The following is an 11,769-nucleotide window of genomic DNA, read 5'->3' on the forward strand; positions in this document are numbered from 1 at the left end:
TCTGTATGTTAGGAAGGGTTAATAATAATATAGTTTTTGTGATTGACGACGGTTTTTTCTTCTAATTCTAAATCGTCAAAGTTATCCATGATCGTTAAGTCGACGATTACCGAATTCTCATTTACTTTTTCGACAATCCCCTGTAACCCATTTTTGAATTCAATAATGTTACCAACCTCTGCTTTTGTCATTTTTTGGTCTCTCCTTCACGTATAAATATAGAAAAGGTTACTCATTTTGTCTTTCTTGACGTTTAATCATAAACTTTTTAGAATTACCTAATAGAATGAAGCCAATAGCGTAATGATTGGACCATTCCAAAGTATTACTTCACAGTTTGCCTTATTTTTGTAAAAGAGTAAAGAGATATGTGTAAATTTATTTAAAATTCTGAAAGGGTGAAAGTATTGACTATAGAAGAAGCGTCCAACCTGTTAGATCAATTGAAGAATGGCGAAATCGAGCATTTTCACATAAGTAAGGATCAGTTTCTTATTTTTCAAAGTGTATTAGTGAACAGAGAAGATTTTAAGCATTTTAGGGGAGTGGCCCAACGAGGAGGAGCGGTAATCTATTATTATTTAAAAGAGCCTAGAAGTTAACTCAACCTAATATTTTCGATAAAAATCAACATTTATTTTTGTAATTAATTGCGCATTAGTCACTTTTCTTGTAATGTAATGCTACATATAATTTTTATCTGGAAGGAGTTAGGTTAGAAATGGTAGAAAAACAATTTACCGTAATAGCAGAAACAGGTATTCATGCTCGCCCAGCAACTTTGTTAGTTCAAACAGCTAGCAGATTTTCAAGCGACATTGAGCTAGAATTTAAAGAGAAAAAAGTGAATTTAAAATCAATTATGGGTGTAATGTCACTTGGAATTGGCCAGCATTCTAAAATCGTAATCAGTTGTCAAGGAAGCGATGAACAAGTGGCGTTAGATACGATTAAAGAAGTCTTGGAAAAAGAAGGATTAGCGGAATAAGCATTTTTTATGCTTAATCATTGATATTCATAGGTTTATTTAAACAAGATAAGGGGTAATGTATAAATAACAGCTTGTGAAACAGCTGCAACCACAGTTTCATTCTCATTTTTCCCTTATTTGATCTAAGCTGCCTCATAAGGGGATGGATCATAAATACAAATATCTCCACAGATATTTGAGATTTGGAGTCTGTCCTCTTTCGATGAGGCGGCCTTTTTTTGTTTAGCTATGTCAAAAAAGAATAATAAATGAAAGAAAATTCAAATTATATTATAATAAACTGTAATGTCGATAAAAGGAGGAGTTTTTTTGAATATTTCGTTTGAGGGAAAGACGGCACTGATTCTTGCTTCTAGTCAAGGGTTAGGCCAAGCGATTGCTAAAAAGCTAGCTGAAGGCGGTGCTAATATTATGTTAGCGAGCCGTAATCCAGAAAAACTGCAGGAAGTAAAAAAGAGTTTAGAGAGCGCTTCATCTGGAAAAGTTGAGTACACTGTGTGCAACATTACGAAGGCTGAGGAAATTAAGCAGTTAGTGGAGCATACAGTATCAACATTTGGAACGATCGATATTTTAGTGAATAATGCTGGTGGACCGCCTGCAGGATTGTTTGAAGACATGACGGATGATGATTGGCAGCACGCATTTGAATTAAATTTATTCTCTTATATTCGTACGATACGTGAAGCCTTGCCTCATTTAAAGAAACAAGGCGGAAAAATTATCAATATAGCCTCTTCATCCATTAAAGAGCCAATTGCTGGCTTAATTTTATCAAACACATTCCGCACCGGCATTGTCGGCCTATCAAAAACATTGGCAGAGGAGCTGGCTCCGTATCATATTTTAGTCAATACGGTAGCGCCAGGGAGAATTGCGACAGAGCGTGTGCGTCATCTAGATGAAGTGAATGCTAAGAAGCAAGGAATTTCAGTAGAGCAGCAAGAAGAAAGAATGAAAAAGAAAATTCCTTTAGGACGCTACGGCAACCCTGAAGAGTTTGCAAATGTGGTCGCTTTTCTTGCCTCAGATGCAAATACATATGTAACGGGAAGCAGCTTTCTTGTTGATGGCGGAATGGTCCGCTCCATTTAAACGTAAGCGAATGTATAAAAAATAGTGCAGGATATGTTTAAAGTTGCAGGGGAATGGGAATGATAAAAACAAGCATGATTGATTGGAGATTCTCACTCACAACCCCCTTTTTGGGACCTGCTAAATCGCAGGTCCCTTTTTTTGATTTTATTTAAAGGTGGAGAATGAAATGAAAGAAACTATTGGTTTTATCGGAACAGGTGTGATGGGGAAAAGCATGGCACAGCATTTACTTAAAGCAAATTATCCCCTCTACATTTATACTCGGACAAAAGAAAAAGCTCAAGAATTGCTTGATCAGGAAGCTGTTTGGTGTGAAAGTCCTGCAGAAGTTAGCAAGCAAAGCGACATTGTCTTTACTATTATTGGAGAGCCTAAAGATGTCGAAGAGGTGTATTTTGGTCATCAAGGAATTATTTCCTCCGGCCGAGCTGGTCAAACTGTTATCGACATGACCACTTCTAAGCCAAGTCTTGCCAAAAAAATTTATATGAAGGCGAAAGAAAAAGGAATGAATGCATTAGATGCGCCGGTTTCAGGCGGTGATACCGGGGCCAAAAACGGAACGCTTGCTATTATGGTCGGAGGAGACAAGGAAGTATACGAAAAGATGTTGCCGATTTTTGAAATAATTGGCCAAAATATTGTGTATCAAGGTGAGGCTGGAGCTGGACAGCACGCGAAAATGTGTAACCAAATCGCCATTGCGACCAATATGATTGGTATTTGCGAAGCTTTACTATACGCCCAAAAAGCAGGATTAGACCCTGAGACGGTATTAAAAAGCATCTCCAGCGGGGCAGCTGGCAGCTGGTCTTTGTCTAATTTAGCTCCTCGTATTATAAAGGAGGATTTTGAGCCAGGCTTTTATGTAAAACATTTTATAAAAGATATGAAAATTGCATTAGAAGAAGCTGAGAAAATGGAATTACACTTACCAGGGCTTGCCATGGCGAAAGAAATGTACGAAAAGCTAGCTTCGAAAGGCGAGGAATCAAGTGGTACGCAGGCATTAATTAAATACTGGAATTAATTAATTTCGCTTACAAAAAAGCTGACCGGATGAGACATCTATGTGCCTTGTTTCTTTTTCGGGTCAGCTTTTTTACTATTATTTATTTCTTGTATTCATAAATGTTTCGATGCGATCTAATCCTTTTTGAAGCTGCTCCATAGAACACGCATACGATAATCGGAAATAACCTTCTCCATATTCAGAAAAGGCACTGCCTGGAACGACCGCTACTTTTTGTTCAGTCGCCAGCTTATAGCAAAAATCAAAAGAGTTTTCTTCTATATATGAAGGAATTTTAATAAAAAAGTAAAAAGCTCCATCTGGTTTCACTACCTCAAAGTTGAGGGAAGATAGGCGTTCATATACATAATCACGTCTTTGCTTATATTGATCGCGCATCAAAAGAGCGTCGTCAATTCCTGCCCCGACCGCTTCTAAAGCGGCCATTTGTGCGACGGATGAAGCACAAGACACGTTATATTGATGAACTTTTAATATGTGTTTAGCGATCGTTTCAGGAGCAAATAAAAAGCCGATTCGCCAGCCTGTCATCGAGTGTGATTTGGATAGGCCATTTAACACAATCGTTTGCTCCCGTAAAAAAGATGCAACGGATACGTGAGGACGATCGTAAGTCAGCTCGCTATAAATTTCATCCGCAATAATAAAGATATCTTTTCCGCGCACTAAATCAGCAATCGCTTGTAGCTCCTCTGCTGAAAGGCTGACACCTGTCGGATTCGACGGATAAGGCAAGATGATCGCTTTCGTTTTTTCGCTAAGTGCGGGGCGGATTTTGGCAGCAGTTATTTTAAACTCGCTATCACGCGTATCAATAGTTTTTAGCTGCGCTCCACACATCTGAATAATCGGCTCGTAACCCGGATAAACAGGGCCGGGAAGAATGACTTCATCTCCTGGAGAAAGAATTGTTCGTAAAGCAATATCAATGGCTTGGCTGGCGCCGACCGTGACGATCACTTCTGACTCCGGAGAGTATGTTAAAGCATATTTCTTATGTACATAATGAGCCGCAGCGGTTCGCAGTTCAATATAGCCTGCATTATGAGTATAAGTCGTATAGTCATGTTCAATCGCTTTTATGCCCGCTGTTTTTACATGTTCCGGCGTAGGAAAGTCAGGTTGTCCAATCGTTAACGAAATCATATCTTTCGTGCCGCTCACTAAATTAAAGAATTTGCGAATGCCTGAAATTTGAATGTTCTTAACTTTTTTGTTAATACAATGTTCCAAAAAAAATCGCCACCTTTCTATATGTATGCTATTGTATCATTGAAAAGACTTTCGTGGATAATGAAAAAGACTGAAGAAGCTTGGAGAGACACAAATGATTAGAACTTGTGCGTTAAACACAAATGGTGAATTGCTATATGACCTGTCTTTAGAACAGATAAACAAAGAAGAGATTAAGTGGTACTGGATCGATTTTGCCGAGCCAAGCGCAAAAGAGAAAGAGTTTTTTAGTCATGCTTTTCACTTTCATCCATTAGCTATCGAGGATTGTCTAGATGAGTTGGTCGGCCGCCCTAAACTTGATTTTTATGATCAGTATTATTTTTTTCTCGTTCATGCTCTAGACCTAAAAACATATAAGGCGAGAGAAGTTGATATATTTATTAATGATCGAATGATTGTGACCTTTCACAACATTTCAGTGGATGAGCTGAATCATGTGTGGGAGGAGTTAAAGCAGGATAAAAAGTTGCAACAAGGCACGGTATTGATTCTTCATCGGCTGATTGATCGCTTTGTGGATGAATTTTTCCCACTTGTTTATGAAATTGAGGATCAATTAAATCAAATTGATGAAGAAACAGATAATTATTCAGGAAATGAATTAATTGATCGTCTATTTGACATTCGGCATGATATGGCCAAGTTAAGACAATCCATTTTTCCGATGAGAGATCTTGTGTATCGAATGTTAAATTCAACAAGGTTGGAATTTATGAATGAGCATCATATTTATTTTCGGGATATATATGATCATTTATTAAAACTGGCTGAAATGCTTGAATCATACCGTGATTTTTCTTCCGATTTACGAGATAACTACGTATCCGTTAATTCTAATAAAATGAATGAAGTAATGATGACATTGACTGTGATTACAACTATCTTTATGCCATTGACATTCATAGCGGGAATTTACGGAATGAATTTTCGATATATGCCTGAGCTAGAGAATCGTTACGGTTATTTTGTTGTCATCGGTATCATGTTGCTTATTTCACTTATAATGATCATGATGTTTAATCAAAAAGGGTGGTTGCGCCTTTCCAAAAAGCAAAAGAAAACAGGCAGAAAGGTTACTTTTAAATAGTTGCCTATATGGATGCATTTAGAAAACGTTTCAACTGAATGTTTTTGTTTCATAAAGTCAACTAGTCATCAGTTATTTGATCAAACAAGAATAGAGATTTATTAATTTTTTTTTAAAATAATGTTAATAAATATAAAAAATTGTACAGGATACGTCGAAAGAAATCATGATATAGTAAACTAAAGGACAGGAGGAAAACAGACTTATGAATAACGAACAAGGTATTTTATTAGAAAGCGGTACAAATGAGCTTGAAATCGTTGAATTTGAAGTCCAAAATAACAAATATGGAATAAATGTCATCAAAGTAAAAGAAATCATCCAACCTTTACCAATAACATTCATTCCTCATTCCCATGAACATATCGAAGGGGTTATTCAGCTTCGGGGAGAAGTTCTTCCCGTTATTAATATGGCAAAAGTTCTTGGAGTACCTGTCGTTCAAGATGCATCAACCGATAAGTATATAGTGACAGAGTTTAATAAGCAAAAGGCAGTATTCCACGTTCAAAATGTGACACGTATTCATCGAATTTCTTGGGAAGATATTGAAAAACCGTCTGATATGTATCAAGGTGGCAACAATCAAGTCATTGGCGTTGTGAAAATCAACGATCAAATGATTCTCCTGCTTGATTTTGAAAAGATTATTCTTGATATTAATCCTGAATCAGGCATACATGTTGGACAAATTAAGCAATTAGGAGCTAGAGAGCGTTCTACTAAAAATATTGTCGTAGCAGAGGATTCACCGTTATTAAGAAAATTGCTTCATGACACGTTAGCTGAAGCTGGATATGAAAATGTTGAGTTTTTCGAAAATGGAAAGCTCGCTTATGATTATTTAGAATCGATTGCTGGTGAGTCAAATGTGGAGGAAAAGGTGCAGTTGGTGATTACTGATATTGAAATGCCGAAAATGGATGGTCATCATTTAACAAGAAAAGTAAAAGAACATCCAGCGTTAAAACAGCTGCCGGTGATTATCTTCTCGTCATTAATTACAGACGACCTTCGCCATAAAGGAGATGGAGTTGGAGCAGATGCTCAAGTAAGTAAACCTGAAATTACTGAATTAGTAAAAAATATTGACCGGTTAGTATTATAATAATAGAAATAGAAGAAAACACCGGTTGTAATGGCCGGTGTTTTTTGAAGAAGGATTTGGTGTTCCATAACAGATGTTAATACGATTGACCAAGCGGCTTGAAAATCGGTTTTTTATACTGTTTTTTGCGATATGAAGGAGTAGTGGCATGCTTTTCTTTCATGCCAGTATAGGCTTGAAGAATTCTCTTCGCTTCCATTAAGTTCATGTTTGAACGAGGATTTCTTGTTTTTTGATCTAGATGGCCGAAGTGAGGAAGGCTGTGGAAGTCTTCCTTGCAAGGCGGCATATGGAAAGTATATTCTCCGCAAGTAACTAGTACATCTGATTGCTGTTGACTATTTTTAGGGTTATTAGAAAAATGCAAACCAGTTTTTTTTGCTCGTCCTTCCTGTATCATTCGAATTAATGCTTTTTTCTTTAATAAATATAAAAATTTCGGGTTCATGGCTGTTTTAGCGTGCCGATTGACAGTAAAGATTGCTTGAGCGAGGTTCATGGTTGATGGAGAATGAGGGAGAGATTTATTTTGACTATTTGGATTATTCAATGTAAAGACTCCTTTCGCACTATTTTTTCATTATTATATCTTTTTTTTTTCTTTATGGAAAGAGAATCCCATGTTTTAACTCAGAATTTTTCGTGAAAAATAGATTGAAAAAAGAAAGTAGTGTTACACATGACTAAAAATAATAAATTCTCCATTATTGACATTGGTTCTAACACCGTGCGTCTTGTGATTTATTACATTAGCGATTCAGGTTTTGAAGAGTTGGAGAACGTAAAAGCTCCCATACGTTTAGGGAGATACTTGGATGCCAATAAATGGATGTCCGGGGAAGGAATCCAAGCTTTAAAAGACGTACTACATAGTTTTAAAGAAATATTGGATAGTTACGATGTGGGTGAAGTAGACTGTACGGCTACTGCTGCTGTACGTCAAGCGTCGAATAGAGAAGCAGTGTTAAAAGAAATTAAAGAAGAAACGGGTTTTCATATTCGAATTTTATCTGGGAAAGAAGAAGCTTATTATGGCTTTATGGCTGTGACGCAAACAGTGGATCTTGATTGTGGATTAACGATTGATATCGGGGGAGCAAGCACGGAGATCACTTATTTTGAAAACCGACAGTTGATCGAGTCGCATAGTTTTCCGTTCGGAGCGGTTACATTAAAGGAGCAGTTTCTTAAAGGAAGCGGTATGTCGGAGCGTGAACAAGCAGAAATTTCTTCCTATATCAAGGATCAATTTGCTCGATTTTCCTGGATTCAAAACAAAGAAGGCTCGATTGTCTCCATTGGCGGGAGCGGTCGAAACCTTGCAAATGTTGATCAAATAAAAAGAAAATATCCATCACTTGGTGTGCACGGGTATAAAATGCCGATAGAAACGATTGCCGAATTGCGAAATGAACTTTCTAATATGTCATATGAGGAATTAGAAAAAGTAGATGGTCTTTCTCGGGAAAGAGCTGATCTTATTTTACCCGCATTAGAAGTTTTTTATCAATTGCTGCTGCACGCTCAGTCAAAGCAGATGATCGTTAGTTCTCGAGGATTAAGAGATGGCGTCATTATGGAGAAGTTACTGAAGAATAAGGCGCGGACGAAACTGGAAGTGAAAGAGCAGGGAACAAATCGCTTGCTGCATAGCTATCAAACAAATGAATACAGCTCTCAACAAATGGCTATGCTAGCCCAGCAATTAATCCAACAAATGAAGGAAAAGAAAGTGCTACATATAAATAAAGAAGATGAATTTATTGTTCGTCAAGCCGCTTTATTGTTTTATGTTGGAGAGTATATTTCTAGTAGTTCGAAAGGTCTTAATACATTCTACCTATTGACCAACTCAATCTTTGACGGATATTCGCATAAAGAAAAAGTGAAAATCTCGGTAGTAGCTTCTTTTACGAACAATTCAGCTTTTAAGCAAAATATAGAGCCGTATAGAAAATGGTTTACGAAAGAAGAGCTTCAACAGATGAGAGAGTGGGGAGCCTTGCTTAAACTTTGTTATAGCTTAAATAGCACCAAAAGAAATGTGGTAAAAAGTGTTCAATTATGTCAAAAAAATGGTACAATGGAATTAGTTGCGTTATGCAATAAAAACTATTTGGCAGAGAAGTACCAAAGTGAAAAACAAAAAAGACATTTAGAAAAAGCATTACAGTTACCTATTCAGCTTATTTTTATTAGACAATAAAAAACAAGAAGGTGCAAATAATGGGGGAAAACAAGAAAGTGGATTTATCAAGTCCACACTATTATAACAACCGAGAACTAAGCTGGCTGGCTTTTAATGAAAGGGTTCTTCAGGAGGCGTCAGATCATCAAAATCCATTGCTTGAGAAGCTGAAATTCCTTGGAATTTTTAGCTCTAACTTAGATGAGTTTTTTATGGTTCGGGTCGCTGGTCTTAAAGATCAAGTGAAAGCGGGCTTTAATAAGCCAGAGAATAAAGCAGGCTTGACGCCAAAGCAACAATTAAACTTCATTAGTCAAAAAACGCAATCTTTAGTAGAACGCCAATATGAAGTATTTAATCAGGAAATTTTGCCTGAATTAAATAAAGAAGGATTTCATTTAGTACCTGTTGAGAAATTGAATAAAGAGCAGCTTGAATTTCTTCAAGATTATTTTGATAACGAAATATTCCCGGTATTAACGCCAATGGCGATCGATGCGTACCGTCCATTCCCGATGTTATTAAATAAAACGATCAATTTGCTCGTTATGCTAGAAAATGATGAACCGGATGCTGAAAGTGATCGTGTAGCGATCGTTCAAGTGCCATCTGTACTCGGTCGGACGATACAAGTGCCTGATGTCGATGGTGAATATACTTATGTGTTGCTTGAGAGCGTACTTCAGTACTTTGTCAGCAGAATTTTCACAGGCTTTAAAGTGAAATCGACTAATATTTTTAGAATTACACGCAATGCAGATTTAACGATTCATGAAGAAGGCGCTCGTGACCTTTTGCTTGAAATTGAAAAAGAATTAAAAAAACGTAAATGGGGTTCAGCAGTCCGCTTAGAAATAAAAGGAGAGGATTTAGATCAAATAGGTCTCGAGTATTTGCTAGAAGAACTGGAAATTCACCATAAAGACGTATATAAAATTGATGGGCCGCTTGACTTAACATTCTTGTTTTCGTTTGTAAAGAAGCTACAAGATATTCGCGAAGATCTTGCCTATGAAACATTTATTCCGCAACCGCCGTTTGATTTACATTCAGGAGAAGATATTTTTGAAAAAGCGTTGCAACAGGATTTGCTTTTCTATCATCCGTATGAATCCTTTGAGCCAATCGTTGAATTTGTTTCACAAGCAGCTGAAGATCCGACGGTATTGGCGATTAAACAAACACTGTACCGTGTCAGCGGAGATTCGCCTGTAATTGAAGCGTTAAAACGCGCGGCAGAAAAAGGGAAGCAAGTGACAGTGCTAGTTGAACTAAAGGCCCGTTTTGATGAAGAGAATAATGTTCATTGGGCGAAAGAGCTCGAGAAAGCGGGTTGTCATGTGATTTATGGCATGCATAACTTAAAAACTCATAGCAAGATTACACTCGTTGTCCGTAAGCGCAATGGTAAAATTGAGCGATTTGTTCATCTGGGAACAGGCAATTACAATGATCAAACAGCTAAGCTATATACCGATCACGGGCTTATTACATCAAAGAAGAAATTTGGTGTTGATGCAACGAACTTTTTCAACTATTTAAGCGGCTATACAGAAAAGCCGACTTATAATCATCTAGTTGTCGCTCCTTACTATATTCAAGAGGAATTTATTCGTTTAATAGATGAAGAAATTGCTTGCCATAAGAAACATGGCAATGGGCATATTATTGCTAAAATGAATTCCTTAACGGATAAAACATTAATTATGAAGCTGTATGAAGCTTCTTGTGCAGGTGTGAAAGTAGAATGTATTATTCGCGGCATTTGCTGTCTACGTCCAGGTATTCCGAGTGTGAGTGAAAATATTCGCGTGACAAGTATTGTTGGCCGCTTTTTAGAACATAGCCGTATTTATTATTTCCATCATAATGGAGAAAGTAAATTGTATTTATCTTCAGCTGATATGATGACACGCAATATGATTAAACGTGTGGAAATACTATTCCCTATTTTTGATGGCGTCTTAAAGCATCGAATTGTTCAATTTTTAAATCTTCAGCTAAGTGATAATGCGAAAGCACGCTATCAAGATAATGAAGGCAATTATCACTATGTTGAACGGAAAGAAGAAGATGCCGTGATCGACAGTCAAGCGGAATGTTTAAAAGCGGTTTATCGCATCCGCGAGGACGAAGAATAAAAATCTGTCATACAAGAGCCAGATTCTCCACTAAAAACATTGTGTTTAGAGGTGGCGGGATTTGGCTCTTTCAAATGAGTCAAAAATCATCGATATGCTAGTGTAACAAAGCTTAAATGGAAGGAGCTAATATGAACATTGTATTGGTAGCTATTGGAGGGGGCATAGGCGCTGTGTTTCGTTATATCTTCAGCGGGTTGAATGAAATGATGTTTCCTTTTGGTACTTTGCTTATAAATATTGCAGGCAGTTTTATATTAGGGGTCGTAACAGCTCGCTTTATGCGCAAAAAAATAACTAAAAAAGCCTCTCTTTTCTATGGTACTGGATTTTGCGGAGGTTTTACTACCATGTCGACTTTTTCTAAAGAAGTTGTTGAGCTATGGCAAACGAATATGTGGGCAAGTGCTGGTTATGTGATTATTTCCGTAACTGCTGGCATAATGGCCAGTGCAGTCGGTTTAAAAGCAGGTGGAAAACGATGATAGAATTTGTTGTAATAGCGATTGGAGGAGCGATTGGAGCGGTTTGTCGTTATGGGGTCAGTCAGTTAGTAAGAAATGTGAACGGTCCTTTTCCCTTTGGTGCGCTCTTTGTTAATTTAGCAGGTAGCTGTTTACTTGGGCTGACTGCTTCTTTCTTGATGAATGATCAATTATTCTTTGGAACCGGCGTATTAGGAGGTTTCACCACTTTTTCAACCTTCAGCACAGAAGCAGCAACGTTATACGAGAAAAGCTTCCGCCTATTTATTACATATGTGCTGCTTACTATTATTGGATCTATTACGTTGTTTGGTCTTGCTTTCTCGTTGTAAAAGGGGGAGGCAAGACCATAAAGAGCCAATAGGAAATATTTTTAGAAAATTGGGAAATATGTTACTATAT

General features: G+C 37.2%; 13 protein-coding genes. 10 read left to right on the top strand and 3 right to left on the bottom strand.

Annotated features, from left to right (window positions below; translation table 11 throughout):
• Nucleotides 1-8 precede the first annotated feature (8 nt).
• Nucleotides 9-191: a YkvS family protein gene (locus IRB43_RS03960; RefSeq protein ID WP_203362146.1), complete on the bottom strand. Its 183-nt coding sequence runs from the start codon at nt 189-191 to the stop codon at nt 9-11.
• Nucleotides 192-407: 216 nt separating this feature from the next.
• Between IRB43_RS03960 and IRB43_RS03965 the strand changes: the two genes are divergently transcribed.
• From IRB43_RS03965 to IRB43_RS03980, 4 genes are all read left to right on the top strand, one after another.
• Nucleotides 408-602: a hypothetical protein gene (locus IRB43_RS03965; protein WP_203362147.1), complete on the top strand. Its 195-nt coding sequence runs from the start codon at nt 408-410 to the stop codon at nt 600-602.
• A 119-nt stretch (nt 603-721) separates the two neighbouring features.
• Nucleotides 722-988, top strand: coding sequence for a phosphocarrier protein HPr (locus IRB43_RS03970; protein WP_203362148.1), 267 nt, complete (start codon nt 722-724; stop codon nt 986-988).
• A 312-nt stretch (nt 989-1,300) separates the two neighbouring features.
• Complete coding sequence (locus IRB43_RS03975) at nt 1,301-2,086, top strand: SDR family oxidoreductase (RefSeq protein ID WP_481748111.1); 786 nt, start codon at nt 1,301-1,303, stop codon at nt 2,084-2,086.
• 169 nt (nt 2,087-2,255) lie between these two features.
• The gene (locus tag IRB43_RS03980; protein ID WP_203362150.1) at nt 2,256-3,119 is read left to right on the top strand and encodes an NAD(P)-dependent oxidoreductase; all 864 of its coding nucleotides are present in this window, start codon (nt 2,256-2,258) and stop codon (nt 3,117-3,119) included.
• A 78-nt stretch (nt 3,120-3,197) separates the two neighbouring features.
• On the opposite strand, the gene IRB43_RS03985 is transcribed toward IRB43_RS03980, so the two are convergent.
• The gene (locus IRB43_RS03985) at nt 3,198-4,355 is read right to left on the bottom strand and encodes an aminotransferase A (RefSeq protein ID WP_203362151.1); all 1,158 of its coding nucleotides are present in this window, start codon (nt 4,353-4,355) and stop codon (nt 3,198-3,200) included.
• A gap of 94 nt (nt 4,356-4,449) precedes the next feature.
• On the opposite strand from IRB43_RS03985, the gene corA reads away from it, so the two are divergent.
• Nucleotides 4,450-5,445: a magnesium/cobalt transporter CorA gene (gene corA, locus IRB43_RS03990; protein ID WP_203362152.1), complete on the top strand. Its 996-nt coding sequence runs from the start codon at nt 4,450-4,452 to the stop codon at nt 5,443-5,445.
• A 205-nt stretch (nt 5,446-5,650) separates the two neighbouring features.
• On the top strand, nt 5,651-6,553 hold the full coding sequence (locus IRB43_RS03995) for a chemotaxis protein (RefSeq protein ID WP_203362153.1): 903 nt from the start codon (nt 5,651-5,653) through the stop codon (nt 6,551-6,553).
• Between the two features lie 76 nt (nt 6,554-6,629).
• Here the strand turns inward: IRB43_RS03995 and IRB43_RS04000 are convergent, their stop codons facing one another.
• Nucleotides 6,630-7,052, bottom strand: coding sequence for a YkyB family protein (locus IRB43_RS04000; RefSeq protein ID WP_203362447.1), 423 nt, complete (start codon nt 7,050-7,052; stop codon nt 6,630-6,632).
• Between the two features lie 180 nt (nt 7,053-7,232).
• Here IRB43_RS04000 and IRB43_RS04005 point away from each other — a divergent pair, with 180 nt between their 5' ends.
• From IRB43_RS04005 to IRB43_RS04020, 4 genes are all read left to right on the top strand, one after another.
• Nucleotides 7,233-8,759, top strand: coding sequence for a Ppx/GppA family phosphatase (locus tag IRB43_RS04005; RefSeq protein ID WP_203362154.1), 1,527 nt, complete (start codon nt 7,233-7,235; stop codon nt 8,757-8,759).
• Between the two features lie 20 nt (nt 8,760-8,779).
• Complete coding sequence (locus IRB43_RS04010) at nt 8,780-10,882, top strand: RNA degradosome polyphosphate kinase (protein WP_203362155.1); 2,103 nt, start codon at nt 8,780-8,782, stop codon at nt 10,880-10,882.
• Between the two features lie 131 nt (nt 10,883-11,013).
• Complete coding sequence (gene crcB, locus IRB43_RS04015) at nt 11,014-11,367, top strand: fluoride efflux transporter CrcB (RefSeq protein WP_203362156.1); 354 nt, start codon at nt 11,014-11,016, stop codon at nt 11,365-11,367.
• A complete protein-coding gene (locus tag IRB43_RS04020; RefSeq protein ID WP_203362157.1) occupies nt 11,364-11,699 on the top strand; it encodes a fluoride efflux transporter FluC in 336 nt (111 codons plus the stop codon). The genes crcB and IRB43_RS04020 overlap by 4 nt, the downstream gene beginning before the upstream one ends.
• Nucleotides 11,700-11,769 lie beyond the last annotated feature (70 nt).

This window comes from Bacillus sp. REN10 (genome assembly GCF_016820555.1).
Taxonomy (GTDB): Bacteria; Bacillota; Bacilli; order Bacillales; family Domibacillaceae; genus Bacillus_CE.

Excerpts from the sequence above, each read along its gene's own strand:
- IRB43_RS03960 (WP_203362146.1), bottom strand. The coding sequence starts at position 191 with ATGACAAAAGCAGAGGTTGGTAACATTATTGAATTCAAAAATGGGTTA.
- IRB43_RS04000 (WP_203362447.1), bottom strand. The coding sequence starts at position 7,052 with ATGAACCTCGCTCAAGCAATCTTTACTGTCAATCGGCACGCTAAAACA.
- IRB43_RS04010 (WP_203362155.1), top strand. The coding sequence starts at position 8,780 with ATGGGGGAAAACAAGAAAGTGGATTTATCAAGTCCACACTATTATAAC.
- IRB43_RS04020 (WP_203362157.1), top strand. The coding sequence starts at position 11,364 with ATGATAGAATTTGTTGTAATAGCGATTGGAGGAGCGATTGGAGCGGTT.
- corA (WP_203362152.1), top strand. The coding sequence starts at position 4,450 with ATGATTAGAACTTGTGCGTTAAACACAAATGGTGAATTGCTATATGAC.
- IRB43_RS03970 (WP_203362148.1), top strand. The coding sequence starts at position 722 with ATGGTAGAAAAACAATTTACCGTAATAGCAGAAACAGGTATTCATGCT.
- IRB43_RS04005 (WP_203362154.1), top strand. The coding sequence starts at position 7,233 with ATGACTAAAAATAATAAATTCTCCATTATTGACATTGGTTCTAACACC.
- IRB43_RS03980 (WP_203362150.1), top strand. The coding sequence starts at position 2,256 with ATGAAAGAAACTATTGGTTTTATCGGAACAGGTGTGATGGGGAAAAGC.
- crcB (WP_203362156.1), top strand. The coding sequence starts at position 11,014 with ATGAACATTGTATTGGTAGCTATTGGAGGGGGCATAGGCGCTGTGTTT.
- IRB43_RS03995 (WP_203362153.1), top strand. The coding sequence starts at position 5,651 with ATGAATAACGAACAAGGTATTTTATTAGAAAGCGGTACAAATGAGCTT.